Here is a 26105-nt window from a genome sequence, read left to right as displayed (position 1 = left end):
AAAAAGAAAGAATATAATTCTTCAAAAACAACTGTAACACCTCACTTTTTTTGAACGAACTTATAATAGAACTTACGGACATCAGCCCCCAAGATTTTTTTGGACAGCAAAATGAAAACATCGAACTGCTCAAAAAATACTTTCCAAAGTTAAAAATTGTGGCTAGGGGCAACAAAATCAAGGCTTATGGCGATGAAGAATTGCTTGAGGAATTTGATCGCCGCTTTGATGAAATCACGGGTCAATTTGCCAAATACAACAAATTGGACGAGAACATGATCGAACGCATCCTTACCAGCACCAGCCAAGAGGAATATACTTCTTCCCAAAGCAGTGGTGATGTTTTGGTACACGGTGTGAACGGTCGCTTGATCAAGGCCCAGACTGCCAACCAACGCAAAGTGGTGGATGCCTGTAAAAAGGACGACATGGTTTTTGCCATCGGTCCTGCGGGTACCGGTAAAACGTACACAGGTGTGGCCTTGGCCGTAAAGGCGCTTAAGGAAAAGCAAGTTCGCCGAATCATTTTGACCCGTCCGGCTGTGGAAGCAGGGGAGAACCTTGGATTTCTTCCAGGTGACCTTAAGGAGAAACTAGATCCGTACATGCAACCTTTGTATGATGCCCTTCGGGATATGATCCCAGCGGAAAAGTTGGCCAAATATTTGGAAGACGGCACCATTCAAATTGCGCCAATGGCGTTCATGCGTGGCCGTACCTTGGACAATGCCTTCGTGATTTTGGATGAGGCACAGAATACCACCCACGCCCAAATGAAAATGTTCTTGACCAGGATGGGTAAAAATGCCAAATTTTTATTGACGGGTGACCCAGGTCAGATCGATTTGCCGAGAAGGGTCATTTCTGGTTTAAAAGAGGCACTTTTGATATTAAAGGATGTGGATGGCATCAGCATTATTTATTTGGATGATAAGGATGTAATCCGACATAGATTGGTGAAAAAGGTCATTGATGCCTATAAAAACATAGAGCACCAAAATCAATTCTAATATGGGACTGAATACGTTGATGTCCACGGACTTTGAATTTCCGGGACAAAAATCTGTTTATAAAGGTAAGGTGAGGGAAGTATATACCCTTCAAAATGATGTTTTGGTGATGGTGGCCACGGACCGTTTGTCCGCTTTTGATGTGGTCATGCCCAAAGGTATTCCCTACAAGGGTCAGATCTTAAACCAGATTGCCACCAAAATGATGAAGGATACGGAGGATATTGTGCCCAACTGGTTGATGGCCACTCCAGATCCCAACGTTGCGGTAGGTGTGGCTTGTGAACCTTTCAAGGTTGAAATGGTAATCCGTGGATACCTTTCCGGACACGCAGCCAGGGAGTACAAAGCTGGTAAAAGAATGTTGTGCGGTGTACCCATGCCCGAAGGAATGAAGGAAAACGACAAATTTCCAAGTCCTATCATTACTCCGGCAACCAAAGCCGAAAAAGGGGATCATGATGAAGATATTTCTAAAGAGGATATTTTAAAAAGAGGTATTGTTTCCAAAGAAGATTATGAAGTGTTGGAACAGTACACCCATGCTCTTTTTCAGAGGGGTACCGAGATTGCTGCCAAAAGAGGCCTGATCTTGGTAGACACCAAATACGAGTTTGGAAAGACCAAGGATGGCAAAATTGTTTTGATCGATGAGATCCATACTCCGGATTCCTCCCGTTATTTTTATGCGGAAGGATATGCCGAGCGTCAGTCCAAAGGTGAAGCACAAAAACAATTGTCCAAGGAATTTGTAAGACAATGGCTTATTTCCAATGGATTCCAAGGGTTGGAAGGACAATCGGTTCCTGAAATGTCGGACGAGTATATTGAGTCGGTATCCAATCGATATATCGAATTATACGAGAACATCACTGGTGAAAATTTCGTAAAAAGTGATATTTCCAATATCGAGGACCGCATCTTCAGTAATATCAGTGAATATTTGGCCAAGTAGCCCTCAAATTGTCTTCCTTTTAATATTTGTGGGCTCAAATTGATGATTTCATTATTCTAAAGGAATTTTTTGTTCAACTATTTAAAGCTAAATTGGTATATTTATGCTAATTAAGTATATCCAATGCAAAGTTGTCCAAATTGTTCCTCTTCAGAATTCACCAAAGCAGGTGTCATTAATGAACGGCAACGGTTTAAATGTAAATCCTGCGGCTATTATTTTACGGTTCCCAAACTGGGAAAGCAAATTGATGATTACTACGTAAACAAAGCGTTACAGCTTTATTTAGAGGGACTTACCTATCGCGAAATAGAAAGGATCTTAGGTGTTTCCCATGTTTCTGTCATGAACTGGGTTCGTAAATACAACATAAAAAGACCATACAATTCCAAATACCACCCCACGTATAAAATATTGAACCTGGGAGAACTTCAAAAATATTTTCTCAATCCTGAAAATTTAAAAGGTGCTGGCCAGTTGGTTACTGAGCTTGGTGATAAGTTTATGCTTATAAAATGGGACCGATTTAAGGATCAAGTATAGATATTTAGCAAAAATATATACTGATTTTTCATTCAGTACTTTTTTTTAGGATGTTCGTAGTGCACATAACTCACTAACATCCAAACTGAAATGAAAAGAATCCTTCTTGGAATGGCACTGTTTATTCTGTTCATTCCTACTTCATTCTCGCAAGGTAACACCGAATATACGGGGGGTTACAAGATCAATTTTAACGAAGATGGATCTAAATATCTTCGAATCATTGCATGGGGTCAATTTTGGGCCCAATACAGCGATGATGTACCTGACGATGCCAGTAACCTGAACCTTAGCGTAAGACGGGCCAGGGTATTGACGTTTACCCAATTGAACAAAAAGTTTTTGATCCTTACCCATTTCGGGTTGAATAGTTTGAACGGCAGTAACCTAAGTCCAACCGGTAAAGGGGAATCTGCCCAACTGTTCTTTCATGATTTCTGGGGGGAATGGCAGATTGGCAAGAACATAGCAGCCGGTTCTGGACTACATTACTGGAACGGTATTTCCCGTTTGAATAACAGTAGTACCTTGAATTTCATGACCTTGGACAATAACAGGGAATCTTGGGCCGCATTGGGTCTTAGCGACCAGTTTGCCCGTCATTTGGGTGTTTACCTAAAAGGTAAGGTGGGTAAGTTACAATACCGTGTTTCATATAATGAGGCTATTACCTCTACTTTGGATTCCGGTAACGACCCAACACCAAACGGAAGGGCAGTCTATCGAGGAAGGGAACTATTGGGTGCGGGTAATGCAGGAAAAGTGGTACAGGGATTTTTTGACTACCATTTCTTGGATGAAGAATCTAATTTCCTACCTTACAAGGTGGGAACATACCTAGGGAGCAAGAAAGTATTCAATATAGGAGCCGGATTCCTGAACCATAAAAATGGTGTTGTGGTAATGGATGGAACAGGAAATTTAGATGGAGAGGATGTGAACATTTTCGCGGTAGATGCCTTTTATGATGCTCCCCTAGGAGATGATGGTTCTGCGATTACCGCTTACGGGGTTTTCCAGAGCAATGATTACGGTCGCAATTTTGTCTTGGGCCCATATGGAACAGGCAACATGATCTACGGGCATGTGGGGTATTTGATTCCTGGAGCGGCGGACAAATCAAGGGTACAACCTTATTTGTCATACCAAACCAGGACCATTGATGCGATTGATGACAATGCAACCCGATTCGGGATTGGGGCCAACCTGTTCATGACAGGGCACCATTCCAAACTCACACTGGAATACGCCAATTCCAAAGTTGGAAACGGCGATAGTTCCGGGGTGTTGACACTGCAAGCACATATTTATTTATAATTCACTAAACCAACAAATTATGTTAGAAAAACAGAAAAAGGCAACTGCCTATTGGAAAGAGAACCTGAGGTATCTGGTTATTCTTTTGACCATTTGGTTCTTGGTCTCCTACGGAGCCGGAATCATGTTTAAGGATGCGTTGAACAGCATTCGCTTGGGCGGATTTAAACTAGGATTTTGGTTCGCACAACAAGGGTCCATCTATGTATTTGTCATCCTCATTTTTGTCTACGTTCGATTGATGAACAAGCTGGACAAAAAATACGGCTACGACGAAGATTAACTAACCAACTAAAAACTAGAATCATGAGTGTACAAGTATGGACATATCTATTAGTGGGCCTATCTTTCGCCCTATATATTGGCATAGCCATTTGGTCTAGAGCCGGATCTACCAAAGAATATTACGTTGCTGGTGGTGGCGTTTCGCCATTGGCCAACGGTATGGCAACAGCAGCGGACTGGATGTCGGCAGCTTCCTTCATTTCCATGGCAGGTATTATTGCCTTTGCAGGATATGATGGCGCCGTTTACTTAATGGGTTGGACCGGTGGCTATGTGCTCCTGGCCCTGTTACTGGCGCCTTATCTGAGAAAATTCGGAAAGTTTACAGTGCCAGATTTTATCGGGGAACGCTATTATTCCAAAACGGCTCGTATTGTAGCTGTTATCTGTGCCTTGATCGTATCCTTTACCTATGTGGCCGGGCAAATGCGTGGCGTGGGAATCGTTTTCTCCAGATTCTTGGAGGTCGATATCAACACAGGGGTAATCATCGGTATGGTCATTGTTTTGTTCTACGCCGTGCTTGGTGGAATGAAAGGAATCACCTATACCCAGGTGGCACAATATTGTGTTTTGATTTTTGCCTTCATGGTGCCCGCAATTTTCATTTCCATCCAAATGACCGGAAATCCTATTCCACAATTAGGGATGGGAAGCACAGTAGCAGACGGAACATATCTATTGGATAAATTGGACGGACTTTCAACAGAATTGGGCTTTGCGGAATATACGGATGGGACTAAAAGTTTGGTAGACGTTTTCGCCATTACCCTTGCCCTGATGGTAGGTACTGCCGGATTACCACACGTAATTGTTCGTTTCTTTACGGTGAAAAGGGTTAAGGATGCGAGGAAATCTGCTGGATGGGCCTTGTTGCTCATTGCCATTTTATATACTACAGCTCCGGCAGTTGCTGTTTTTGCTAAAACCAACCTAATCGAAACCGCAAGCAACAAAGAATACGCTTCCATGCCACAGTGGTTCAAAAACTGGGAAGAAACTGGTTTATTGAAATATGATGACAAGAATGGTGATGGCAAAATACAGTATGTGGGGGATAAAGCTAAAAACGAATTGACTGTGGATAATGATATCATGGTATTGGCAAATCCTGAGATCGCCAACTTGCCAGCGTGGGTGATTGCTTTGGTTGCTGCCGGCGGTTTGGCCGCGGCTCTTTCCACTGCAGCCGGATTGTTGTTGGTGATTTCATCTTCCATTTCACATGATTTGATCAAAAACGTATTCAATCCTACCTTGTCAGAAAAAGGAGAGCTTTGGGCCGCTAGGATTTCTGCTGCTGTTGCTGTAGTTATCGCTGGTTACTTCGGAATCAATCCACCAGGGTTTGTGGCGGCGGTGGTCGCCTTGGCCTTCGGCTTGGCAGCAGCATCGTTCTTCCCGGCCATTATTTTGGGTATTTTCTATAAGAAAATGAATAGTAAAGGTGCCATCTCAGGCATGATCGTTGGACTTTTACTGATGCTGTATTACATGCTCAAATTCAAATTTGGCCTTTTTGATGGTGGTAAGGATGCCGTAGCTGGTCTACAAGGGGATTGGTGGTTTGGAATTTCGCCAGAAGGTTTCGGAACCATTGCCATGATCGTCAACTTTATCGTGGCACTTACTGTAAACCAATTTACACCAGAACCACCTGAAGAAGTACAGGAAATTGTAGAACACATTAGAATACCTAGCGGTGCAGGTGAAGCATCGGCACATTAATTTAGTTGGTTGTGAAAAAGCGGTGCGGTATTAAATTACCGCACCGTTTTTGTAATTTTAATTAGCCGACGAGCTAGAGAAAATGAAGAAAAGGCATCAACAAAAATTGATACTCATTTCCATAGTCCTGTTCTTTTTATGGAATGTTCCCTTCGTGGGCATTTTTGATATGGAAGGACAGATCTTGGGGTTCCCTATTCTGTATGTCGCTATTTTTTCCAGTTGGTTGTTGTCCATCATTTTTGCATACATCATTTTAAAGAAGTTCTATGAGTAATTATGTGATAGGACTGATTATTGTGATGTATCTGGCCATGCTTTTCGTATTGGCCTATTTTGCCGAAAAAAACCCTCGTGGCAAATGGACCAACAATCCCTATGTGTATACCCTTTCTTTGGCGGTGTACTGTACGGCATGGACCTATTATGGAAGTGTTGGAATTGCTTCTCGTTCCGGAATCAGTTTTTTGGCCATTTATTTGGGCCCTGTTATTTCCTTCCCGCTTTGGATCGTATTGATGAAAAAGGTCATTCGGATTTCCAAGCAGCATAAGATTTCGAGCATTGCGGATTTTATATCTATGCGATATGGGAACAACAGATTTTTGGGAGCCTTGGTCACCATAACCTGCTTATTGGCCATCATTCCTTACATTTCCTTGCAGTTAAAGGCGGTTTCAGAGACCTTTTCCTTGATTTCTTCAAAGAACAGTTATGTTTCCACAGGATTTCTAGATGATTCCACTTTTTATATTGCCTTGCTTATCGCAGTATTTGTTGCTTTTTATGGCACTAGATCTACGGATACCTCTCAACACAAAAAGGGAATCATTGCAACCGTGGCCTTTGAATCCGTTTTAAAATTGGTGTTCTTTTTAGCTATCGGCATATATGTGACCTTCTATCTTTTTGACGGCACTACGGATTTATACAATCAGGCATCGGTACAAGCTAATTTTAGTCAATTGACCTCTTTGGGTGGTCTGGAAAACGGTTTTAACTGGCTTTTTACCATTTGTTTGTCATTCTTTGCTATTTTCCTGTTACCCAGACAGTTTCATGTGGCTGTGGTGGAAAACGACAATGAAAATTACCTAAAAAAGGCCATTTGGTTGTTTCCTTTGTACCTATTGTTGTTCAATGTTTTTGTGATTTTCATCGCTTGGGCGGGCAACATTAGCCTTCCAGATGTGGTCAATCACGATTACTATTCATTGTTATTACCGTTGCAGCAAAACCACCAAGGCTTGGTGCTGATGGTGTTCATTGGGGGATTCACGGCGGTCATTTCCATGATCGTGGTTTCCACCTTGGCATTGTCCACCATGGTGAGCAACAATATTGTGATTCCTTATGGTTTTATCAAGAAATTGGTGGAAGGCAATCCTGAAGAGAATACCAAAAGAATCAAGAACTTGAGGAGATTGGCCATTTTCCTATTGATCATTTTCGCCTATTTCTTCTATGTAAACTTCTCGGCTCAACTTTCCCTATTTTCCATTGGGTTGATTTCCTTCGTGCTTATTGCCCAGTTAGCGCCTTCTTTTTTTCTTGGATTGACTTGGCGAAGGGGAACGGCCAGGGGAGCGGAAATTGGAATTTTGGTAGGTTTGGCAGTGGTTTTTTACACCCTCCTTTTACCCATTGTAAGCCAAGTGATGATGCCTAATGTGAAGTTCGTGGAAGAAGGTCTTTTTGGCTTTTCCTGGCTTAAACCGGCACAGCTTTTCGGATTGGATTACTTGACTCCCGAAAGTAATGCCTTTTTATGGAGTTTGTCCTTTAACACCTTGTCCTTTGTGGGTTTTTCACTTCGAACCAAAGGAAATTACAGGGAACGAAACTATGCCGAGATGTTCGTGAACCATTCCAATTATGAAAATCTTCAGGAAGGTGCCTTTGTTTGGAAAGGAGAGGCCTACGTAGCAGATATCAAAAGATTATTGAGCAGGTTTTTGGGGGAAACAAGGACCAATAGGGCCCTGCGCCTTTTCAATAAAAAACACAATATTTCAGACACAGAAGAAAAGGCGGATGCCCGTTTGATCAACTTTTCAGAAAAATTATTGACCGGAAGTATTGGTAGTGCTTCGGCCAAGATATTGTTGGCATCCGTTTCCAAAGAAACCCCAATCAGTTTGGTGGAAGTACTCAATATTTTGGAAGAGAGCAAGGAGACCAAGGCCAACAATAAATTGTTGTTGGAAAAATCGGAGCAACTCACTGCCATGGCACATCAGCTCAAAGAGGCCAATGAAGAACTGCTATTTCAAGATAGACAGAAAGATGAATTTTTGGACACGGTGGCCCATGAGCTCAAAACGCCAATTACATCAATTAAGGCGGCTTCGGAGGTTTTGGAAGATGATGACATGCCACCAGAATTGCGAAGGCAATTTTTGGAGAACATCAGTAGGGACACTGATCGATTGGACACATTGATCCACAACATTCTTGATCTTGAAAAATTATCGGACAATAGGACAGAACTCGATATTAAAAAACGCAAGATCAACAAGACCATAAAAAAGGCACTTAAAGGGGTGGAACAAATTGCGGCCAAAAAGCAAGTGACCATCAACTTCAAAGAAAAGGATAATGTTGAAGTACCCTTTGATGAAGACCGTTTGTTACAGGTTTTGACGAATTTGCTATCCAATTCCCTTAAATTTACAGAACCACATACAGGAACCATCAATATCCGTTTGGAAGATGGTGATAAAACGGTGAAAGTTTCAGTTGAAGATAATGGACGTGGGATTCCAATAGAAGATCAGGCCTATATTTTTGACAAGTTTTATCAGTCTAAAAACCAGAATACCAAAAAACCTCAGGGTAGTGGATTGGGCCTCGCCATTTGTAAAAAAATTGTGGAAGGCCATAAGGGTTCCATTTGGGTGGACAAAGGATTTAAGAAAGGGGCACGTTTGGTTTTTGAACTGCCCAAAAGCAGAAATGGAACATGAAGAAAATTTTGATAGTGGACGACGAACCCAATATTGTCATGTCTTTGGAATACGCTTTTAAGAAAAAGGATTTTGGTGTTTTCATAGCCAGGGATGGAACCGAGGCTCTGGAAATAGCGGAGCGTGAAATACCAGATTTGATCTTGTTGGATGTTATGATGCCACAAATGGACGGTTATGAAACCTTGAAACGAATTCGGGAAAATGAAAAGTTAAGCCAGACCAAGGTTGTTTTCCTATCGGCCAAGAGTAAGGAGAAGGATATTGAAAAAGGACTGGAAATGGGAGCGGACGGATATATGACCAAACCCTTTTCCATAAAAAAAATAATCAGTGATGTGGAGGAAATGATCACATAACATAACCTTTCATCATCAAATTTATAACGAAACTTATATTAACTAAACATAACATTAGATGAGTAATTATCATATCAAGCACTTGGAGGAATATTTTCAGGTGTACCGTAAATCGGTCAGAAATCCGGAAGGCTTTTGGGAAGAAGTGGCGGAAGAGCACTTTTTATGGAGAAAGAAATGGAATTCTGTGTTGGAATGGGACTTTACCAAACCAGAGATCAAATGGTTCGATGGTGCACAATTGAACATCACCGAAAACTGTCTCGATAGACATTTGAACATTCGTGGGGACAAGACCGCCATTTTGTTCGAACCCAACGACCCCAATGATCCTGCCGAGCATATTACGTACAGGCAGTTACACGAGCGTGTTTGCAGGTATGCCAATGTGTTGAAGGATCAAGGTGTAGGAAGAGGGGACAGGGTGGTCATTTACCTGCCCATGATTCCTGATCTGGCCATTTCGGTTTTGGCCTGTGCGCGTATCGGGGCAGTACATTCCGTGGTTTTTGCCGGATTCTCATCAACGGCATTGGCCACAAGGATTAATGATTGCGGTGCTAAAATGGTATTGACTTCTGATGGATCATATCGCGGAAGCAAAGCCATCGACCTTAAAGGAATTGTGGATGAAGCTTTGAAACATTGCCCAGATGTAAAATCGGTTTTGGTGACCAAACGTACCGGTAGTGAGATCCATATGAAAGAAGGGCGTGACCAATGGGTACAACCTCTTTTGGACAAAGCCTATGGCGATTGCTCACCAGAAATCATGAATTCAGAAGATCCTTTGTTCATTTTGTACACCTCGGGTTCCACAGGTCGCCCAAAAGGAATGGTGCACACAACAGGTGGCTATATGGTCTACACGGCCTATACCTTTAAAAACGTGTTTCAATATAAAGAAGAGGATATTTATTGGTGTACAGCTGATATCGGATGGATTACAGGACACTCCTACATTGTATATGGTCCCTTGGCCAATGGTGCCACCACGGTCATGTTCGAAGGAGTACCTTCCTATCCTGATTTTGGAAGGTTTTGGGAAGTGGTGCAAAAGCACAAAGTAACCCAATTCTACACCGCACCAACGGCCATCAGGGCATTGGCCAAGGAAAATTTGGATTTTGTGACCAAGTATGATCTTTCCAGTTTGAAGGTACTCGGAACTGTTGGGGAGCCCATCAACGAAGAGGCTTGGCACTGGTACAATGACCATGTTGGGGATAAAAAATGCCCGATTGTGGATACTTGGTGGCAAACGGAAACAGGGGGTATCTTGATTTCCCCCATTCCATATTCCACGCCTACAAAACCAACATATGCTACCTTACCTATGCCAGGTATTCAACCTGCATTGATGGATGAAAACGGCAAGGAAATTAAAGGCAATCAAGTAGATGGAAGGTTGTGCATCAAATTCCCATGGCCATCTATTGCACGAACCATTTGGGGTGACCATGCCAGATACAAGGACACCTATTTTTCAGCGTTTGAAGGGAAATATTTCACTGGCGATGGTGCCTTGCGAGATGAAGTTGGCTACTATCGAATCACGGGTAGGGTAGATGATGTAATCATCGTTTCCGGACACAATCTGGGAACCGCACCAATCGAGGATGCGATCAACGAACACCCAGCGGTTGCAGAATCTGCCATTGTTGGTTTCCCACATGACATCAAAGGAAATGCCTTGTATGGTTACATCATTTTGAAAGAAACTGGGGAAACCCGTAATAGGGAAAACCTGGCCAAAGAGATCAATCAATTGATTACGGAGCACATAGGTCCGATCGCTAAACTGGATAAAATTCAATTTGTACCAGGATTGCCGAAGACCCGTAGTGGAAAGATTATGCGTCGTATCTTAAGAAAAATCGCATCCAAGGATACCAGCAATTTAGGGGATACTTCCACATTGCTGAACCCAGAAGTGGTGGAACAGATCATGAAGGAAAGTTTGTAAATCAAGTTTATAGACCAAATCGTAGAGGACCTTGTTTTCGGATAAGGTCCTTTATTTTTTTTGGTTTGAGCTTTTCAACTGTCCGAAGAAAAGCAATGGCCGTGATAAAGGCATCTCCCAAGGCGGTATGTCGGTCCTTTCTGGAGATACTGAACTTTTGGGCCAAATCATCCAAAGTATACCGGTCCTTTTTTTGGACAACAGTAGATATCAACAAAGTACGTTTGTATAGAGATTCCGTGTCCAAGTTTTCATTTTTCAACTTGGGCAATCCGTTGCGTTTTAGGGCGGCATTGACCATGTTCACATCGAACATAACATGGTGGCCTACCAATACCTGGTTTTCGATATAGACCAAAAATTGTTTCAAAGCTTCTAGCTCCGAAGTTCTATTACGCTTACTTTTTTTAAGGATTCCATGTATTTCGGCGCTTCCCACATCATAGTGTTCCTGTTCAATGTACACCTCAAAACTGTCCTTTACCACTATATTGTTGTCCTTCAATTTAAGGGCTCCGATGCAAAGAATCCGATCCTTGGTCAAATTAAAGCCTGTGGTTTCCGTGTCCAACACAATAAAGGTATTGTCCTTGATCAGCTCTGGCAACGGATGTTTGAAGTGCTCTTCATAGGCCCACCAAAAATCAGGAAATTCCAGTTGCTTCTTTTTTGGGAAAGGCCACATCAGCGCAACAGGTTTTTAACTTGGAACCGGATTTCAATCAAAGATTGAATTTCTTTAATGGTCTTAAAAGTCCGTTTCAATTTAATTTTTTCTTCCTTGTTCAGTTGGTCCAAAGCGATGAACCTACCGGAATCGTTGTGCAACAAACCTTGGCGAGTCCTGAACTTCAACAAGGCCTTGCTGGCATAGGAGCACGCCAAAAAGAGTTCTCGGTTGTTCGGTTCCAATTCTGCCAATTTCTCGTATCGCTCCGCTGTATTGTTGATGGATTTTATGGAATGGGACAGGATCAAAACCCTTGCCGCATCGATTATGGGCATCAATGCGCGAAGTTTTAAATCGAAAAAATCCTTGTGTTCCCCGTCCTGTTCTACCAAAAAATCTCTGAAAAACCCAGAAGGGGAGGGATTTTGCATGGCACCGCTGGCCAAATGCGTCAAAAATTGAGGATATCTTCTGGCATGATCAAAAATGCTGTGCGATAACTCATCGGCCAATGCCTTACTTCCATAGGTGACATTATAATCGAAGAAAATGGAGGAAAGCAGTATTTCCTCCGGCCCGGGATTGTTGATCCAGTGGGAGGTAACGTCTTTCCATTCACTCAAACTATGACACCATGAGGGGTTGGATGCCATCATATCCGCGGGGCAATATTCAAACCCAACGGTGTTGAGTTCCTGTGAAATTTTAGATCCGAGCTCTAGAAAATAAGTACGGGTTTCTTCCAGTTTTTCTTCAGGAACGTCTTCAAAAAGAATAGCGTTGTCCTGATCTGTGTTCAATAATTGTTCTCCACGTCCTTGACTCCCCAAGGTCAGCCATGTGAAGTTAACGGGAGGTTTTACTTCCATGCTATCCAAAGTGATTTCAATAATACGTTTGGTGGAGGCATCATTAAGTTCGGATATGATCTTGGACACCAATCCAATGGGGATGTTCTGCTCCAAATAGCCTTGCAAAAGGGTCATGATTCCATGCCTAATGCTGCGTAACCTTTTGGAATCGGTGGCCCTTTTAATGGCCCGAAGCAAAACAGCAGGGTTATTTCCCAAGGCCAACATTACATCGTGTTTGGAAAGGATTCCAACGGCTTTGGCATCCGCTGTGCCATCTTCGGTAAGCACCAAATGACTGATATTGCTTTTCATCATGGCCATTTGTGCTTGGGCTACCGTTAATTCTTTTGGATAGGTGATGACTGGAGACGACATGATGGATTTGGCGCTGCCTGTAATGGGAAAAAGTCCCGTAGCTACTTTCTGCCGAAGGTCCTTATCGGTAATAATGCCCAGAGGTAAATCGCCATTCAGCACCAGAATACTGCTCACATTGTGTTTGGCCATGGTAGTGGCCACGGTTTTGATCTTAGTGCCTTCTGTACACGTGACCAGGTCAGTGGAATACCGCACCGGTTGAAGGTCCAATATTTTAGTGCTGGGGTTATTTTCGGTAGTATTCGCCGTGACCCCATAGAGCTTTCCACGGTGTTTGATGGAGTAGGGGTTACGGGTATTGGAGGCAAAACTTTCGATCAAAAAATTCCCGACGCGCTTGTTTTCCAAAGCTAATGGCTTAAAATCCTTGATGGGAACCGCATAAAGAATGGTTTCTTCATAGGCTTTGGCTTCCAATTTATAACTTTCTTGTGCCAGTAAGGGGCGGAGCCCAAACACATCACCTTCATCACAGATGTCCAAAATTTGACTGGATCCTTTTTTGGTCAGGGCTATGGCCCCTTTGTTCACCACATAAAAATAGGCATGGGGTTCTTCCTTTTCGCTAAAAACCACGCTATTGCTCTCTTTGTGAATAATGGTCACCTGTAGGGAAAGTTCATCCAACTGTTTGTTGTCCAGTGAATTGAATGGCGGGTAGTTTTTCAAAAAGTCCGCAACGCGTTCAGAAATGGTATTTTTCATAGTACCCTAAATTTAAGGGTAAAACCGGATTTTTGGACTATGTGGAATAAAAAAAGACCATCAAATTGATGGTCTTTTTCTGTAGCGAGAGGGGGACTTGAACCCCCGGCCTCCGGGTTATGAATCCGACGCTCTAACCAGCTGAGCTACCTCGCCATGGTTTTGTTAAGCGGGTGCAAATATATAGTTTAATTTTTGCTGAATCAAAATTCGGGATTAATTTATTATTTGACATTTATTTTTTTATCTTCCCAAACTATATCAAATGTTGAAAAGGATAAATCGAATGCTACATGAATGATAAGGTTAAATTTGAAATGGAGTTTGTGATCCATGCTTCACCTCAGTTACTTTACCAATATATTTCCACCCCTTCAGGATTATCAGAATGGTACGCCGATAACGTAAATTCACGTGGCGAAACCTTCACTTTTATATGGAACGATTCAGAGGAAAGGGCGAAAATGCTCAAACGTAAAAGTGAGGAGTTCGTGAAATTCGCTTGGACCGAGAATGAGGACAATTCTTTTTTTGAAATGCGAATCATAGTCGATGAGATCACAAAGGATGTTTCTTTGTTCATCACCGATTTTGCTGAGGAAGACGAAGTGGACGAAGCCAAAATGTTATGGGAAAACCAAATTTCCGATCTAAAACAGGTTTTGGGTTCCAAATAGAACGATTCTAAAGGATGCCGTATATTTGGTCCCGATAAATTCGGGACTTTTTTATGATTAATTTCAACGGTACACTTTTTCCCAGGGACAAGGAATTATTGACAGCCAATAATAGGGGGCTGAAGTTTGGCGATGCCCTTTTTGAAACCCTTCGGTGTGTAAACGGAACCCTCTTTTTTTGGGAAGACCACTATTTTAGGTTGATGGCCTCCATGCGTATCCTTCGTATGGAAATACCCATGAGCTTTACTTTGGAGTATTTGGAGGAAGAAATCAAGAAAACCATTGCTGCCAATGATCTTGAATCTGGCGCGGCCAGGGTTCGCCTTACCGTTTTCCGAAATGGCGGTGGGTTATACACCCCGGCTACCAATGAAGTATCTTTTGTAATCGAAACTTCGGCTTTGGAGTCTCCCTTTTATTTGGTAAATGAAAGTCCTTATGAGGTGGAACTCTTCAAGGATTTTTATGTAAACAAGGACATGTTGTCCAATCTTAAAACCACTAACAAGGCTTTGCATGTGGTCGCCAGTGTATTTGCAAAGGAAAACGGCTATGCCAATTGCCTTTTGGTGAATACTGAAAAGCAGGTTGTGGAGGCCATAAACGGGAATCTTTTTGTGGTGAACGGCAAACAGATCAAGACCGCACCTCTTTCCGATGGTTGTTTGGATGGCATCATCCGTAAAAAAGTAATGGAAATTATTGCTTCTAGCGAAGAACTGGAACTGTTGGAAGCCTCCATTTCACCTTTTGAACTGCAAAAAGCGGATGAATTGTTCATCACCAATAGTATTCAGGGCATACAGCCTATCACAAAGTACCGTAAAAAGGAATTTGGATGCGAAGTGGCTAAAAGTTTGGTTGGAAAACTGAACGCCAAAGCAAGGTTGACCCAAACTAGTTAAGGGAAGGGTTTTCAGGGGCATTGGACCACAAAAGATAGTCGCCCCCAAGTTCCACCATTTTTTCTTTCCAGAAAGCGATGGAGGATTTTTCGAGAATCCCACTTTCGTATTCATTTTGCACCACCACCCACGATTTGGACGAAAGTTCTTGGTCCAGTTGCTGTGAGCCCCACCCGGAATACCCCAAAAAGAAACGGATATCCTGTTCGGTAATGATTTCATTATTGATGAGTTCTACGGTAGTTTCAAAATCACCGCCCCAAAAAATACCATCTGAAATCTCCACGCTGTTTTCAATAAGATGGGGCACTTTATGGATAAAATAAAGATTGTCCTGTTCTACTGGACCTCCATTGAAAACTTGAAAAGGTATTTTGATTTCGGTAACCAGATCACAGATGCTGTAATCCAAAGGTTTGTTTAGGATAAACCCAACGGAACCCTCTTGATTATGCTCTGCCAAAAGTACCACAGATCGGTTGAAGGAAACGTCTCCGGTAAGCGAAGGTTCCGCAACAAGCAATTTTCCTTTTTTTGGCTGATGGCTCACCATTTTCATAAGGATTCTTGTTTTTAAATTTAACATAATATACAACATTTCCAAAAAAACCAAAACCCTATAAATGAAAAAAGCACTTCCGTAGAAGTGCTTTCATATATTCTAAAAATAATTGATTAGTTTACTGCACCGCTCAATTCAGCACCTGCTTTGAACTTTACAACGTTCTTGGCAGAAATCTTGATGGTCTTACCAGTCTGAGGGTTTCTACCTTCTCTGGCACTTCTTTTGGAAACTGACCAAGAACCAAAACCTACCAAGGAAACTCTGTTTCCTTTTTTAAGTGATCCCTCTACATTTCCCAAGAAAGATTCCAATGCTTTTTTAGCTGCTGCTTTGGTGATGCCAGCATCAGCTGCCATAGCATCGATTAATTCTGTTTTGTTCATAATGGAATTAAATTAATTGTTGTTAAAATAATTTTAATGCTGAACAAATTTATACGGATTTGCCAGTAACGCAAGTAAAACCTAGGGAAATCGGGCTTTTTGTTGATAACTTCAAACGTTTGTTGATAAAGTCGGAAAAAAATGACAAGGTATTGCCAGCCCACTTATAGCAAGGGCTTAGCGAAGATAGGCGCCTTCCTCCAGCTTTAATCCGTTCAAAACCTCGTTCACTTTCATCCTGCGTTTACCGGGTAGTTGCAATTCCAGAAGAAGAATGAAACCATTTTGGACAGCCACTTTGATGGATTTTTTGTCCAATACCAGTGTTCCAACGTTGTAGTGGTGTTTTCCAACTTCCATCTTGGTGGCAAAAATCTTGATCTGCTCCTCCTTGTCTCCTTGTACCATGGTTGTCCAAGCTCCAGGGTACGGACTAAGTCCTCTTATATGGTTGTAAATGGTTTCAAGGCTAGTGGACCAATCTATTTCACAAGTTTCTTTGTGAATTTTAGGAGCGGGTTTAAGTTCCGGGGCATCTTTTTGGGCTTTTAGTTCTACGTTGCCCTTTTCAATTAGTTTGCAGGTTTCCACCACTAGTTTGGCTCCCGTTTCCATCAATCGGTCGTGTAAATCTCCCACATTGTCTTCGGGATGAATTATTTCCTTTTGTTGAAGAATAATGTTCCCCGTATCAATTTTTTCATCAATAAAGAAAGTGGTTACTCCAGTCTCGGTTTCCCCATTGATGATGGCCCAATTGATTGGGGCCGCGCCACGGTATTGGGGAAGGAGGGAGGCATGCAGATTAAAAGTGCCATACGCCGGCATTTGCCAAACCTCTTTGGGCAACATCCTAAAAGCCACAACAACTTGAAGGTTGGCCTGAAGAACCTCCAATGCTTTCAAGAATTCCGCATCCTTAAGATTGGTGGGTTGCAATATTTTTAAGTCATGTTGAAGTGCAAATTGCTTTACCGCAGATTCCTGCAATTTTTGCCCACGACCGGCCGGACGGTCTGGTGCTGTGATAACCCCGACCACATTTAGACCGGCTTCCAAAATATGTTTTAGACTGCCCACTGCAAAGTCTGGGGTTCCCATAAATACAATGCGAAGTGGACTATTTTTTAATATACTCATTTCTGAAATTTAGAGTGATCACTTCATCTTCAAGTAATCCCTGTAAGGTTTTTAAAAGTTCCTTTTCGTCTGCCCCGGTTACTTTTTCCAATTGTCTGGAGGTATGTGGAGCTAAGGAAAGGAGTTCCAAAATTTTACCTTCCAGATTGGGAAAGGATGCCTTTTTGGAATTCTTGGTGCAAATATCGCACGTACCACATTTTTCTGCTGATTTTTCTCCAAAATAATCCATCAAATAAACACTGCGGCATTGGGTAGCATTGTCAACATAACCCAGCATGGCATTCATATTGTTTAGTTTGATGTGGTTGAAGTCCTTTATTTTATTGGCAAAAGGATTTATGGTATGGTCATCTTCTCTCGGGACCAAAAATGTGATTTCCAAATCACTGGTGCTGTGCTGATATTCCACCATACCATCTTCCTTCAACTGGACCAAAAGCTTTTTCAGTTTACCTTCTCCAACACCTGTTTTTTTTGAAAGGAGGTGAAGGTCTATTTTGGTGCCGTAATCTGTTATGCCACCATAAGTACGCAAAATGGTCTGAATTATCGGCGCCGCAGTGCGGTTTCGGTCCAAATATTCAAAGATTCCTGCTTTGGATGCCACAAATTGGAGCATATTTTTCTCCTTGAAGTTCTCCGAAATGGTCAACACAGAATTCTGGTCCAACGTGCGCAGTGCATTGAAGGCCAGATTGGGTTCTAAATCATATCGCTTGCAAAATTCATTGAATTGGAGGGATAAAGGTTCCTCCACCCATTCGCCGTATGAAATCTGGAAAAAAGTATTCAGTTTGGAGTAGATTTTTTTCACGATGGACACATCGGGCAATGAGGACAAAAATTGTTGTTCTGCACGCTGTTTGTCTTCCAACGAAGTCAACATCAAAGCTACCGAAGGTTGACCATCCCTTCCGGCCCGTCCGGCCTCTTGGTAATAGCTTTCCAAACTGTCCGGAATTTGAAAATGGACGACCAATCGAACATCTGGTTTGTCCACTCCCATCCCAAAGGCATTGGTGGCTACAATGATCCGGATATCCCCGTTCAACCAAAGGTTGAGTTTTTCCGACTTTTCGGATTTGGTTATTCCCCCATGAAAAAAGGTGGCCGAAAATCCATTCTCATTCAAAAACTTGGAAAGCGAAACGGACATTTTTCGGGAACGTACATAGACAATGGTGCTTCCTGAAATTTTGCCCACATATTTTTTGAGTTGAAACAGCTTGTCTTCGGTACGTTTTACCCTAAAGATAATATTGGGGCGAGTGAAGGAATCCTTGAAAATTTGGGCGTTTTCTAGTTTCAGGTTCTCAAGAATATCATCCACAACCCTAGGAGTAGCTGTCGCAGTCAGGGCAATAATGGGTATGTTCGGCAATAATTCCCTCAGAATGGAACAACTTAAATACGCAGGCCTAAAATCATTGCCCCATTGGGAGATACAGTGTGCCTCATCAATGGCGATCAGGTTCACGTCCATTTCCTGGATCCGCTCCTGAACCAAGCTTTGTTGCAGTCTTTCAGGGGATAGATACAGAAATTTATAGTTTCCGAACAGGCAATTGTCCAAGAGGTCATTGAGTTCGTCAAATGGGATGCCGCCAGTAAGTGAAATGGCTTTGATACCCTTCTTTTTTAATTGGGATACTTGGTCTTGGATCAATGCTACAAGAGGCGAGACCACAATACAAAGACCCTCTTTGGCCATGGCGGGCACTTGATAGCAAATGGATTTGCCACCACCTGTGGGCATCAAGGCCAATACATCTTTTCCGGAAAGAACCGAATCAATGATGGTTTGCTGGGAACCCCTAAAATTATTATGCCCCCAGTATTCCTGTAAAATGACTTTGGTATTCTTTTGCACTACATGGTATTAAGTGTTTCCAAAATAAAATCAATCCGCTTGGGGACTTCATCTTTTGGCACTTCAATGGGGTTATAGCCAAATTGGGAGTAAGTGGCCATTAGGGCCAAATGTATTTTTTCCGCTTCTTCGAAAGATTCCAACCGTTCGTTGTCCGAAATATAGATTTCTTCCCACGGGGGAACAATGAACACGGAATCATAGCGATGGATCTCGCAGTAAGCCATGAATTCTTCGTCATATACTTGTCCAAAGAAATCCATATAGGCCAGCACATCCGGTATGCCACGATCAAAAAAACTGATGGGTACGTTGGTTTTTAACGATTGTTTGTAATGGGCGGTACGGCCAAGGAGCAAGTCCATATTGAACTGATGGGCATCTTCCACAAAAACCAAAGGGTTGCTCACAAATTCATTGGAATTACCTTCTTTCTTTGCTTTGGAGGTCATATCGCGAATAATTTCATGGAAACAATGGAAGCCCTTTTGTTCCAATCCGTTCACGATGGAAGTCTTACCGGTTCCCGGCGCACCAGTGATTACAACCTTATTCTTGCCCAAACATCTTAATTTGATGGTACAAAGTAATGAAATAGCCCCAAGGAAAAAAAATTGTTGGGTAAACCCTATATTTGTAAAAAATAAGGGCATGGAGAAGGATAGCACGGATGAATTTTACGAAAGGTTGAGGGAGCAACTCTTGGAAAACACCGTTTGGCCCTCTGATTATCTATACAAATTTATTGTTCCGACCGATGAGGATCGCATTGCCCAGATACATGAAATTTTTAATAATACCGGGGCTGTCATCGAATCCAAACAATCCAAAAAAGGAACCTATACCAGTCTTTCCATTACCGTAAATTTGAAGGATCCCGATGAAGTGATCGCCAAGTACAAGGAAGTGGCCATTGTAGAGGGTGTAATTTCCTTATAACGGCAGACTTTGCCATAATTTTATTATTTTGCGGACGTTATCGGATAGAGACTTCCCATTATTAATTTTCTAAACGTTTTAAATTGAATATAGTAGAAAACTTAGAGTACAATACTGAACGTCCACAACTTTATATTCCGGAATATGGCCGTCATTTTCAAAAGATGGTGGACCATGCCGTTGCCATTGCGGATCGTGAGGAACGTAACAAGGAAGCCAAGGCCATTATCAGTGTGATGGGCAACCTTCAGCCCCACCTTCGTGATGTGCCTGATTTTCAGCATAAATTATGGGATCAGTTGTTCATCATGTCCGATTTTAAACTGGATGTGGATTCGCCATTTCCCATTACTTCAAAGGAAGTGTTGCAGCAACGTCCAGAACCGTTGAAATATCCACAGAACCACCCAAAATATCGGTTTTACGGGAATAACATCAAACGTATGATAGATGTGGCCGTTAAATGGGAAAAAGGCGATATGCGTTCAGGATTGGAATATGCTATTGCCAACCACATGAAAAAGTGCTACTTGACCTGGAACAAGGATACCGTTGAGGATACTGCCATTTTTGAGCATTTGAAAGATATGAGTGATGGGCAAATCGATTTGGCAAGGGATGGCGAAAACTTGACCGAAAGCAATCAGTTTCTGAAAAGCAGACAGGCCAAATCCAACAGAAACGGAACCAACAAAAAAGGTGGGCAAAGAAGCCGCAAGAAAAGATTTTAAACGCCAAAGGAATACATGGGTACATTTCGAATAGAGGGTGGTCATCAATTACACGGTGAAATAACCCCACAAGGAGCAAAGAACGAAGCACTTCAAATACTTTGCGCCGTATTGCTTTCCGAAGAAAAAATTACCATCAACAACATCCCGGACATCGTAGACGTCAATAAACTGATCGCCCTTTTGGAAGATCTTGGTGTTAAGATCCAAAAGAAAGGCAAAGGTTCCTATACCTTTATGGCCGATGATGTGAATCTGGAGTATTTGCAATCATCACAGTTCAAGGAAGATGGAAGGGCCCTTCGAGGATCCATTATGTTGGTGGGACCACTTTTGACCAGATTTGGAAAAGGATACATTCCCAAACCTGGTGGCGATAAGATTGGACGTAGACGTTTGGATACCCATTTTGAAGGCTTTATAAAACTGGGCGCCAAATTCCGATATAACAAAGAGGAGCATTTTTATGGAGTGGAAGCCAAAAAGCTAAAGGGTACTTACATGCTTTTGGATGAAGCTTCGGTAACCGGAACAGCCAATATTGTCATGGCCGCCGTATTGGCCGAAGGCACCACCACCATCTACAATGCAGCCTGTGAACCCTATCTTCAGCAATTGTGTAAAATGTTGAATCGAATGGGTGCCAAGATCACCGGTATCGGTTCTAACTTGTTGACGATTGAAGGCGTGGACAAATTGGGAGGCACCGAGCATACCATGCTGCCCGATATGATCGAAATCGGTTCTTGGATCGGACTTGCAGCCATGACCCAAAGTGAGCTGACCATCAAAAATGTAAGCTGGAACGATTTGGGACAAATCCCAACCGTGTTCAGAAAATTGGGGATTACCATTGAAAAGAAGGACGACGACATCTTTATCCCCAAACACGATAAAGGGTACGAAATCCAAAATTTTATTGATGGTTCTATTTTGACCATTGCTGATGCGCCGTGGCCAGGATTGACACCAGATCTTTTGAGTATCATCCTTGTTGTAGCCACCCAAGCGAAAGGCGAAGTGCTCATTCACCAAAAGATGTTCGAAAGCCGCTTGTTCTTCATAGATAAGCTCATTGATATGGGGGCAAAGATCATTTTATGTGATCCGCACCGAGCTACTGTTATCGGACATGACTTTAAGTCAACCTTAAAGGCCACCACAATGGTATCACCGGATATCAGGGCAGGGGTGAGCTTGTTGATTGCAGCACTATCGGCAAAAGGTACTTCAACCATCCACAACATTGAACAGATTGACCGTGGTTATGAAAATATAGATGAGCGTTTGAGGGCCATTGGGGCCAACATCGTTCGGGTATAACTAATTGGATCCCGTGTATTTGGCATAATTGTCCAAAATGGCCTGCCAGCCATTTTTCTGTAGTTCCAAGGAATTTTGGTTTTCGGCATCGAAGATGATTTTCACATTGGTTGAGTCACCTTTGGGTTGAAAAAGTACTTCTACTTTTCTACCATCTCCGATTACGTAAACAATTTTTTTATGTTTATCTACTTCGGTGTAGGTGGTTTCAAAATCAAATCCGAAACTGCCATCTTTGGCTTCCATGCGAGCTTTATATTTGCCACCAACCCGAAGGTCGTTTTCCGCAGAAGGGCAATGCCATGAGGGATCGGCAAAGTTCCATTGGGTAATATGTTCAGGTAGCGTGTAGTAATCCCAAGCTTTATCGGTTGGGGCTGCAACAAGGGTTTCAATAGTGATGGATTGCATGGTGCTGTGTTATTTTTTAAAAATTTCGTCCAAGTTGTTCAGGGCGAGGGTAAATCCTTCCTTAAAGCCAAGTTCTATAATTTTTTCCAGATCTGTCAATGTTTCGTAGGATATGGTAATGTCCACGAGGGTGGTGCTGCCTTGATCTAGGAAATCAACATTCCAATTGGATTGGGGGAATTCTGTATTGATGTTTCCTTCGCTGTCACAAAATCCATCCACATATTGAAAATTGGTTTTGGGTGATATGGAAACATAATCCGCAAGGTCCCAATATTCCTCCCCGTTGGGGCCACACATGGTATAGAGCCTTCTACCACCTTCTTTAAAGTCCATGGACTTGGTCTTGGAGATAAATGGTTTTGGAGCCCACCATATATCCAATATTTCGGGTTTTGTGAAGGCATCCCAAACCGTATCTTGATCGGCATTAAATTCTCGTTTGATCAAAATTTTGTTGTTCACCTTGTCAGCAGTGAATTCAAATAAAAGGCTTGTTTTCATGGATTGGATTTTAGGTTGGATAGATAAGTTTCAAGTTTATCAACATTTTCTTTCATGCCTTTGTCTGCTTTATGGGCTTTGATAACCGTTTGAAGCATTTCTTCTGAATCAAATAACATGCTCCATTCCATCTTAGTGGTTTGTCCAATTGCTTCAAATTCAACTGTTGTAAAAAAATGTGGATTGAAATGTTCGAACACAATTTTTTTGAAGGGAACCACTTCTTTGTATACACTTCTGTTGGGATAATTGGTACCATCGGGACCGTGCATGGTCAGCTTCCATTCGCCACCTTCTTGCACATCCATGGTTTGGATGGTATTGGTAAAGCCATTGGGTCCCCACCAATGCGCAATATGTTCAGGGGTGGTCCAAACTTCCCAGACCAATTCTACTGGAGCTTGGAGCAATCTTGAAATACTTATAGATCGGTTTTTAGTGTTTTCCATTTTTCTTTTCGTTTTGGATTTTGGCCAAATAGGCATCAAGGTTATTGAAGCGATCTTCCCAAATTTTCTTGAACTGTTCTAACCAAAGGTCAATTTCTTTCATTTTGTCGACCTTAAGTTCATAGATCATTTCACGGCCCTGTTGCGTGGATGCGACCAAATCACATTCACCCAAAATTTGGAGGTGTTTGGATATGGTGGGCCTTGCCACATCAAAATTGGAAGCAATAGCACCTGCGGTCATGGTCTGTGAGGCCAAAAGAACCAGAATGGCCCTACGGGTAGGGTCGGCAATGGCTTGGAAAGGATCTCTTCTTATTTTCATCATGAAGGAATTTAAAATATGAAGCTATATGGCTACAAATATATATGTAGTTATTTGACTACGCAATTTTATTTGAAAAAATAGTGCTGAAAATGAATAGCTATTTATTTGATGAAGGAGGTAATACGTTCCAAAAGCCCATCAATTAAGGGAAGTTCGGCCATGCTATAGGTAGCTATGTTGGCATTTCGGTCTGCAGGTGCTGGTTTTAAAATATGGTTCATGCCTTCAATAAGCTCCAATTTGGCTTTTGGGTTAGCCTCTGACAACTCGGTTGCATTACTAACATCAACCTGAATATCCGTGGTGCCTTGAACAATTAGAATAGGAATTTTCAGCTTGGCCAATTCCGATTTAGGGTCGTATTGAAACCAGGAAATCATGTAGGGTTGTACACTCGGCCGGAAAAGGGAGTATAACATTGGTGGAACGGAATCTACCTGTTTGCCCATTTCCAATTGATCCAAAATAGGATTGGAGAGTTCCGAGACAAACGCAGGTTGTGCTTTAAGTTGTTCCTTTAAGATTTTGGCTGCAGGATCTGAAACTCCTGCAACAGAAATATACTGTGCTACATTTTTGTTTTGTGAGGCTATCATCCCGATCAAGGATCCTTCACTATGGCCCAATACCACAATTTTAGAAAATTTGGGGTCTCCAGCAAGGAGTTCCACCCAAGCCTTGGCATCATCCACATAATGTTCAAATCGAAGTTTGCTTTCTTCTAGCCCTGCCGACTTACTTTCCCCAATACCTCTTTTATCATATCGAAGGGATGCGATTCCCTTTTCTGCCAAACCTTCGGCCAGCATTTTCAAGGAATTGTTCTTCATGAAAGGATTGTTGCCATCCCGATCTGTTGGACCAGACCCAGCTATGATAAGTACCACTGGTGGGTTTTCAGGGGTGGATGGAATAAGCATGCTGCCTTCAATAATTCCGGAAGCAGTTTTCAAGGTTATGGCTTGTTCCTTAGACTGGGAGTATCCAAGGTAAAAACCAGCAAGAATGAAAAGCAAAAGAATACAAATCCTGTTCTTCATGATGAGCTTGTTACGTTATTTTTCCACCAAAGTGCCATCTGGATAAAGGGCAAAGCGACCCTTATCCTTGTCATGCACATGGTCTGGATAGGGCCAAGGCCACCCACCAAATTGGGTGAGTCGGTATTCTTCCATGGCTTGTTGGATTTCCAATTCGGTATTCATCACAAATGGACCATACTTGGCAACCGGTTCATTCATAGGCTTTCCTTGTAGCAGAATAAAATGGGCTGTTTTATTTCCAGTTTTGATGTTGACTTCCTGCATGGAATCCAAAGCAATACCATGATTGTTGGTTATGGTTTGCCCGGTCATTTGGATGGTTTCGCCATCATACAAATAAAGTGTCCGGTTCACCGATGAACTTGCCGCAGGTAAAACATAATCCGAATTTGCATCTACATGAATGTTCCAAATGGCTACCTCATTTTCAGGGTCCGCGGCCCAAGAATCAGGGGCAGGATTAATGGATTTAGTCAATTTATAATTTCCTGCCACCACCTTGATCTGGGCGTTTTCTTCGATGACCATCGGAATCTCTTCATTCCACAACATTTTAAAGTGGGGTTCCACAAACTTGCTGGCCTTTGGTAGGTTGAGCCAAATCTGGAAGAGTTCCAAGGGATTTTCTTGGCCATCGTTCAACAGCGGAAACATTTCAGAATGTTGCACTCCTCTTCCTGCCGTCATCCATTGCACATCTCCTTCACCGAACCGACCTGCGGCACCAAGCGAATCGGAATGATCACAAAAACCCTTGTTCACAATGGTTACCGTTTCAAAACCTCTGTGCGGATGATACGGAAATCCAGGAATGGTCTGCCCGTGGTACATGCGCCATTTTTCCTGCGGATTGAAATCGTTACCTAAGTTTCTTCCCTTTAGCAGTTCTGGTGCTGGTCCCATTTCTCCGTTACCCTTTGGGTACTGATCATGGTGATACACAGAAAACAAAAATGGATCTTGGGTTTGCCAAGGCATACTCAATGGAAAGATTTTTATAATGGGGTTGTTCATGGGAATCAAAAATTTGAAATATTGTACATCAAAGGTATGGCTATAATTGAAAAAGCCTGCTATGTAGCAGGCTTATCTCAA

At 42.3% G+C, this 26105-nt stretch carries 28 protein-coding genes and 1 tRNA gene; 15 read left to right on the top strand and 14 right to left on the bottom strand.

What is annotated here, in order from left to right:
• Nucleotides 1–50: 50 nt before the first annotated feature.
• The 10 genes from LKX84_RS12425 (at nucleotide 51) to acs (ending at nucleotide 11129) form a co-directional block, all read left to right on the top strand.
• Nucleotides 51–1010 (top strand): PhoH family protein, encoded by a 960-nt coding sequence (locus LKX84_RS12425; RefSeq protein WP_163633692.1) that lies wholly within the window; start codon nucleotides 51–53, stop codon nucleotides 1008–1010.
• A 1-nt stretch (nucleotide 1011) separates the two neighbouring features.
• A complete protein-coding gene (locus LKX84_RS12420) occupies nucleotides 1012–1965 on the top strand; it encodes a phosphoribosylaminoimidazolesuccinocarboxamide synthase (RefSeq protein ID WP_228237481.1) in 954 nt (317 codons plus the stop codon).
• Between the two features lie 123 nt (nucleotides 1966–2088).
• Entirely contained in the window at nucleotides 2089–2508 is a 420-nt protein-coding gene (locus LKX84_RS12415; protein WP_228237480.1) for a helix-turn-helix domain-containing protein, read from the top strand.
• Nucleotides 2509–2598: 90 nt separating this feature from the next.
• On the top strand, nucleotides 2599–3825 hold the full coding sequence (locus LKX84_RS12410) for a hypothetical protein (protein WP_228237479.1): 1227 nt from the start codon (nucleotides 2599–2601) through the stop codon (nucleotides 3823–3825).
• 19 nt (nucleotides 3826–3844) lie between these two features.
• The gene (locus tag LKX84_RS12405; protein WP_228237478.1) at nucleotides 3845–4108 is read left to right on the top strand and encodes a DUF4212 domain-containing protein; all 264 of its coding nucleotides are present in this window, start codon (nucleotides 3845–3847) and stop codon (nucleotides 4106–4108) included.
• Nucleotides 4109–4131: 23 nt separating this feature from the next.
• Entirely contained in the window at nucleotides 4132–5838 is a 1707-nt protein-coding gene (locus LKX84_RS12400; RefSeq protein WP_228237477.1) for a sodium:solute symporter family protein, read from the top strand.
• Nucleotides 5839–5920: 82 nt separating this feature from the next.
• Nucleotides 5921–6115 (top strand): hypothetical protein, encoded by a 195-nt coding sequence (locus tag LKX84_RS12395; protein ID WP_228237476.1) that lies wholly within the window; start codon nucleotides 5921–5923, stop codon nucleotides 6113–6115.
• Nucleotides 6108–8804 (top strand): sodium:solute symporter family transporter, encoded by a 2697-nt coding sequence (locus tag LKX84_RS12390; RefSeq protein WP_228237475.1) that lies wholly within the window; start codon nucleotides 6108–6110, stop codon nucleotides 8802–8804. Before LKX84_RS12395 ends, LKX84_RS12390 begins: the two co-directional genes overlap by 8 nt.
• A complete protein-coding gene (locus tag LKX84_RS12385; protein WP_228237474.1) occupies nucleotides 8801–9163 on the top strand; it encodes a response regulator transcription factor in 363 nt (120 codons plus the stop codon). The genes LKX84_RS12390 and LKX84_RS12385 overlap by 4 nt, the downstream gene beginning before the upstream one ends.
• A 58-nt stretch (nucleotides 9164–9221) precedes the next feature.
• Nucleotides 9222–11129: an acetate--CoA ligase gene (gene acs, locus LKX84_RS12380; protein ID WP_228237473.1), complete on the top strand. Its 1908-nt coding sequence runs from the start codon at nucleotides 9222–9224 to the stop codon at nucleotides 11127–11129.
• 7 nt (nucleotides 11130–11136) lie between these two features.
• On the opposite strand, the gene LKX84_RS12375 is transcribed toward acs, so the two are convergent.
• The 3 genes from LKX84_RS12375 to LKX84_RS12365 form a co-directional block, all read right to left on the bottom strand.
• Complete coding sequence (locus tag LKX84_RS12375; RefSeq protein ID WP_228237472.1) at nucleotides 11137–11814, bottom strand: PolC-type DNA polymerase III; 678 nt, start codon at nucleotides 11812–11814, stop codon at nucleotides 11137–11139.
• Nucleotides 11814–13736, bottom strand: coding sequence for a DUF294 nucleotidyltransferase-like domain-containing protein (locus tag LKX84_RS12370; RefSeq protein WP_228237471.1), 1923 nt, complete (start codon nucleotides 13734–13736; stop codon nucleotides 11814–11816). Before LKX84_RS12370 ends, LKX84_RS12375 begins: the two co-directional genes overlap by 1 nt.
• 82 nt (nucleotides 13737–13818) lie before the next feature.
• Nucleotides 13819–13892 (bottom strand) — tRNA-Met (locus LKX84_RS12365).
• A 137-nt stretch (nucleotides 13893–14029) separates the two neighbouring features.
• Between LKX84_RS12365 and LKX84_RS12360 the strand changes: the two genes are divergently transcribed.
• Together LKX84_RS12360 and LKX84_RS12355 are read left to right on the top strand one after the other, a co-directional pair.
• A complete protein-coding gene (locus LKX84_RS12360) occupies nucleotides 14030–14413 on the top strand; it encodes an START-like domain-containing protein (protein WP_163633715.1) in 384 nt (127 codons plus the stop codon).
• 53 nt (nucleotides 14414–14466) lie between these two features.
• Complete coding sequence (locus LKX84_RS12355) at nucleotides 14467–15321, top strand: aminotransferase class IV (RefSeq protein ID WP_228237470.1); 855 nt, start codon at nucleotides 14467–14469, stop codon at nucleotides 15319–15321.
• On the opposite strand, the gene LKX84_RS12350 is transcribed toward LKX84_RS12355, so the two are convergent.
• The 5 genes from LKX84_RS12350 to LKX84_RS12330 form a co-directional block, all read right to left on the bottom strand.
• The gene (locus LKX84_RS12350) at nucleotides 15314–15874 is read right to left on the bottom strand and encodes a YqgE/AlgH family protein (RefSeq protein WP_228237597.1); all 561 of its coding nucleotides are present in this window, start codon (nucleotides 15872–15874) and stop codon (nucleotides 15314–15316) included. The genes LKX84_RS12355 and LKX84_RS12350 overlap by 8 nt on opposite strands.
• Before the next feature lie 122 nt (nucleotides 15875–15996).
• Entirely contained in the window at nucleotides 15997–16269 is a 273-nt protein-coding gene (locus LKX84_RS12345) for an HU family DNA-binding protein (protein ID WP_163633719.1), read from the bottom strand.
• 177 nt (nucleotides 16270–16446) lie between these two features.
• Complete coding sequence (fmt, locus tag LKX84_RS12340; protein WP_228237469.1) at nucleotides 16447–17409, bottom strand: methionyl-tRNA formyltransferase; 963 nt, start codon at nucleotides 17407–17409, stop codon at nucleotides 16447–16449.
• The gene (locus LKX84_RS12335; protein WP_228237468.1) at nucleotides 17390–19282 is read right to left on the bottom strand and encodes an ATP-dependent DNA helicase RecQ; all 1893 of its coding nucleotides are present in this window, start codon (nucleotides 19280–19282) and stop codon (nucleotides 17390–17392) included. Before LKX84_RS12335 ends, fmt begins: the two co-directional genes overlap by 20 nt.
• On the bottom strand, nucleotides 19282–19845 hold the full coding sequence (locus LKX84_RS12330) for an AAA family ATPase (protein WP_228237467.1): 564 nt from the start codon (nucleotides 19843–19845) through the stop codon (nucleotides 19282–19284). Before LKX84_RS12330 ends, LKX84_RS12335 begins: the two co-directional genes overlap by 1 nt.
• Nucleotides 19846–19933: 88 nt before the next feature.
• On the opposite strand from LKX84_RS12330, the gene LKX84_RS12325 reads away from it, so the two are divergent.
• The 3 genes from LKX84_RS12325 (at nucleotide 19934) to murA (ending at nucleotide 22275) form a co-directional block, all read left to right on the top strand.
• A complete protein-coding gene (locus LKX84_RS12325; protein WP_228237466.1) occupies nucleotides 19934–20221 on the top strand; it encodes a DUF493 family protein in 288 nt (95 codons plus the stop codon).
• A gap of 83 nt (nucleotides 20222–20304) precedes the next feature.
• Nucleotides 20305–20952 (top strand): DUF4290 domain-containing protein, encoded by a 648-nt coding sequence (locus LKX84_RS12320; RefSeq protein WP_228237465.1) that lies wholly within the window; start codon nucleotides 20305–20307, stop codon nucleotides 20950–20952.
• Between the two features lie 15 nt (nucleotides 20953–20967).
• Nucleotides 20968–22275, top strand: a complete 1308-nt coding sequence (gene murA, locus LKX84_RS12315) for a UDP-N-acetylglucosamine 1-carboxyvinyltransferase (protein ID WP_228237464.1) — start codon at nucleotides 20968–20970, stop codon at nucleotides 22273–22275.
• Here the strand turns inward: murA and LKX84_RS12310 are convergent, their stop codons facing one another.
• The 6 genes from LKX84_RS12310 to LKX84_RS12285 form a co-directional block, all read right to left on the bottom strand.
• Entirely contained in the window at nucleotides 22276–22686 is a 411-nt protein-coding gene (locus LKX84_RS12310; protein ID WP_228237463.1) for an SRPBCC family protein, read from the bottom strand.
• A gap of 9 nt (nucleotides 22687–22695) precedes the next feature.
• Entirely contained in the window at nucleotides 22696–23190 is a 495-nt protein-coding gene (locus LKX84_RS12305) for an SRPBCC domain-containing protein (RefSeq protein ID WP_228237462.1), read from the bottom strand.
• Nucleotides 23187–23639 carry an SRPBCC family protein gene (locus tag LKX84_RS12300; protein ID WP_228237461.1) on the bottom strand — a complete coding sequence of 151 codons (453 nt, stop codon included), beginning with the start codon at nucleotides 23637–23639 and terminating at the stop codon, nucleotides 23187–23189. Before LKX84_RS12300 ends, LKX84_RS12305 begins: the two co-directional genes overlap by 4 nt.
• Complete coding sequence (locus LKX84_RS12295; protein WP_228237596.1) at nucleotides 23626–23964, bottom strand: metalloregulator ArsR/SmtB family transcription factor; 339 nt, start codon at nucleotides 23962–23964, stop codon at nucleotides 23626–23628. Before LKX84_RS12295 ends, LKX84_RS12300 begins: the two co-directional genes overlap by 14 nt.
• A gap of 104 nt (nucleotides 23965–24068) precedes the next feature.
• Nucleotides 24069–25007 carry an alpha/beta hydrolase gene (locus LKX84_RS12290; RefSeq protein ID WP_228237460.1) on the bottom strand — a complete coding sequence of 313 codons (939 nt, stop codon included), beginning with the start codon at nucleotides 25005–25007 and terminating at the stop codon, nucleotides 24069–24071.
• Nucleotides 25008–25022: 15 nt separating this feature from the next.
• Nucleotides 25023–26024, bottom strand: a complete 1002-nt coding sequence (locus tag LKX84_RS12285) for a pirin family protein (RefSeq protein WP_228237459.1) — start codon at nucleotides 26022–26024, stop codon at nucleotides 25023–25025.
• Nucleotides 26025–26105: the final 81 nt, after the last annotated feature.

Origin of the sequence: Allomuricauda sp. M10 (genome assembly GCF_020782875.1) — a bacterium.
GTDB lineage: Bacteria > Bacteroidota > Bacteroidia > Flavobacteriales > Flavobacteriaceae > Flagellimonas.
This window is presented reverse-complemented; position numbering and strand designations above follow the sequence as displayed.